Origin of the sequence: Arthrobacter sp. UYEF36, from assembly GCF_040547025.1 — a bacterium.
Taxonomy (GTDB): domain Bacteria; phylum Actinomycetota; class Actinomycetes; order Actinomycetales; family Micrococcaceae; genus Arthrobacter.
The window spans coordinates 1-3,147 of sequence record NZ_JBEPOX010000027.1; the positions used below are offsets into that span (position 1 = coordinate 1).

Consider the following 3,147-nt stretch of genomic DNA (forward strand, 5'->3'; position numbering starts at 1 on the left):
GCACCCGGGAGGGTGTGGGAGAGTAGGTCACCGCCGGAACATCATTAAACGGTCGAGAGCCCCAACCACACGGTCGGGGCTCTCCCGCATTTAACCACAAAACAACACCCCAGCCGCCCCGGCAGGTGAACTAAACAACCACACTGCGTGATTTAGGTCACCCGGATCCCGGTGCGCCCTTGCCCTCGACATACCTGCCCCCGTTACTATTTGGTGGGGCTTGCTGACGGCGGCCCGGGTGGAACCACCGCGTCCACTATTCGATTTGGGGGAGTGGTTTAGTGAAATTTCCAAAAGTGATTGCGTTGGTGGCAATCCTGGCGGCCGCTGCGGCGACGTCCGTCGTTCCGGCGCATGCTGAAGATTTACCTGCCGTCACCCCCACCATAGCTACGACCCTCCAGCCGGCGCCTGGAGCGGACCCCACGGTTTCACCCTCCCCTTCACCCTCCCCTTCGGCCACCTCCGCACCTGCGACTTCCGCGCCGACAGCGACGTCCGCGCCTACCAAGGCTGTCCCGACGGCTACGCCGTCAGGCGCACCCACACCGTCGGCTGAGCCCAGTCCGACCAGCACGGGGGCCGCCGCAGACCTGCCCGCGGGCGTGGCTGCAGCCGGGGCCGGCGAATCCGCCATCGAGGCCCATTGGTTGTCCCTGGGGGGCGAGACCGGCTGGCTGGGTCCCGTCGCCTCCACCATTTTTTGTGAGCTGCGGAACAGCGGCTGTGTTCAGCGCTTCGACGGCGGTGCCATTCACTGGTCCACGGCGACGGGGGCGCACGCCACAACAGCGGCCATCGCCGCTAAGTGGGCGGCCTTGAACTGGGAATCCGGGCGACTGGGGTATCCCGTCAGCGAACAAGTCTGCACGCTCAGGAACGCCGGGTGTGTTCAGCGTTTCGAAGGCGGTGCCGTTCACTGGTCCCAGGCGACCGGAGCGTACGCAACCTGGGCGGCCATCGCCGCCAAATGGGCGGCGCTGAGGTGGGAATCGGGGCGACTCGGTTATCCCACCAGCGACGAGATCTGCGGTTTGAAAAATGGCGGCTGTGTTCAGCGCTTCGAAGGCGGTGCGGTTCACTGGTCCAGCGGAACCGGAGCCCACGCCACCTGGGCTGCAATTGCGGCCAGATGGGCGACCCTCAACTGGGAGTCCGGACGTTTGGGCTATGCCGTCAGCGACGAGACCTGCGGCCTTAGGAATGACGGCTGCGTCCAGCGCTTCGAAGGCGGCGTCGTGTACTGGTCGCCCTTTGGTGGCGCCCAACCGATGTGGGGAGCCATCCTCGCCAGCTACGGGGCCAGGAGCTGGGAAGCTGGATCACTGGGCTATCCGGTCGCGGCCGAGTCCTGCGCCAGCTCCAGCGTATGTTCACAGGAGTTCCAGTACGGCAGATTCACCTGGGCGGCCGGGCTGGGGGTCAAGTATCACCTTCGGTCTGCTGGTTACTGCGAATCGTTGAACCGCAACGCCGTGCGGTACCTGGGCGCGGGCCCGGCGCGGGTGTCCTTCGCCATCGCCGAGAGCTACCCTGCAACGCCTGTTACTTTCACCACCTGCGTCCGGGCCAACGGTGCCTACCGGGTCGAATGGAGCGTCGCGGGCTATGCCGGGGAGAGCGGATTTGCCCGGCCGGGCGTCGCCTCCGGTCCGACCATCAACAAGTTCTCACCCACCGGCTCGTTCTCAGTGACCGAAGCATTTGGCCTCGGAAACCCTGGAACCGCGCTCTCCTACCTCCAACTCAACCCGTACTCACGTTGGGGCGGCCGGTTGAACTCCAACTACAACAAGTACTTTGAATCCAGTGCCGACATCTTCCCGGACGAAAACATGTGGTACTACGCGACCCGGCCGTCCCATGATTACCGTCAAGGCGTTGTGATCAACTACAACCGCCCACCGGACTCACCTATCCAGATGAATGCCGGATTTGCGATCTTCCTTCATGCCAACAGGGTCCCCACCTGGGGTTGCATTTCCCTCAATGAAGCAGACGTCGTGCGGTTCCAGCAGGGGGCCGTGCCCGGAGACCGGATCATCATGGGAGTCGGAGATGATGTTTTCAACTAAGACGACGGGGCTTGCGAGCCTCGGACTCATCCTCGTGTTCGGTTTGTCAGCATGCAGCGGGCCCTCCCCGGCGCCCAGCGCAGGGGCTTCGACGTCGACTGGATCCACGGCCGCGGCGAGTCCCAGCACTTCTGTACCCCCGACAGCCCGTGACGGATCGTCACTGATCCCCACCACCGACGTCGGGGCATGTTCTCTCCTGAGTGTTGAACAGATCAAGGCGGCTCTCGGCGACGCGGCGCGGGACATCCAGGCCGGTGAAGTTGCCGGGACGGTCAGTCCGGCAGGTGTCAGGCACGAAAACTGCATCTACCCGCTCGACACCTCCGGCACGACGACGCACGCGGTCGTCCTGGAGACGGTCACCTATCCGGACGAGGCAAGCCGGGCGGGTGCTGACCCGTGGGAGGCCATGATGTCCCCCACAGAAGTGACGGGCCTGTGGGGTGAAGCACGTTATGCCACCAACCGGCTCAGCCAATCCACGGAGCATGTTCTGGCTGTCGCCGAGGGGACCCAGGTCTGGAAATTTATCGTCTCCCAGCCGCAGGAGGTTTCGACGTGGGATGCGCCGGAAGGACTGGCGGTGCTGAGGAAGTTGGCAGAGACGGCCAAAATCTAGCCCGCCGGACTCGACTACAATAGAGGCTGGCCTCGAGGCGTCCCGTTCACCACGGAATCGCCCTCATCAGGCAAGAAGCAACTAGAGTAGTACGGCTGCCAGCGTGCCAGTCGGGGGCTCGCAACAGGAGGAATCCAGCATGGCTGAGCACAACGACGGTAATCGCGGCGGCAACGACCGCGGCAACTTTGGCGGCGGACGGAATTCGGGCGGCGGTGGATTCCGCGGCGCGAACAACTCCGGCGGCGACCCGCGTGGCTACCGTGCCCGCGATGACCGGGGTGCCCAGGGGGACCGTCCTTCCTCCAACGATCATGATCGTAAGCCCTTCGGCGACCGCTCGGCGCGTGACGGTGACCGTAAGCCGCCGTACAGCGGTGGCGGGGATCGTGACCGGAAGCCCTATGGTGATCGGGCTCCGCGTGAAGGTGGCGGGGAGCGCCGCAGCTT

Annotated in this window: 2 protein-coding genes and 1 pseudogene; all 3 read left to right on the forward strand. The window is 64.6% G+C overall.

The window, feature by feature from the left end:
* The first annotated feature begins 605 nt into the window (after positions 1–605).
* Positions 606–2,075, forward strand: coding sequence for a hypothetical protein (locus ABIB29_RS19930; protein ID WP_354174773.1), 1,470 nt, complete (start codon positions 606–608; stop codon positions 2,073–2,075).
* Positions 2,059–2,697, forward strand: a complete 639-nt coding sequence (locus tag ABIB29_RS19935; protein WP_354174775.1) for a DUF3558 domain-containing protein — start codon at positions 2,059–2,061, stop codon at positions 2,695–2,697. Before ABIB29_RS19930 ends, ABIB29_RS19935 begins: the two co-directional genes overlap by 17 nt.
* A gap of 139 nt (positions 2,698–2,836) precedes the next feature.
* Positions 2,837–3,147, forward strand: a pseudogene (locus tag ABIB29_RS19940) (transcription termination factor Rho); the annotation flags it as partial.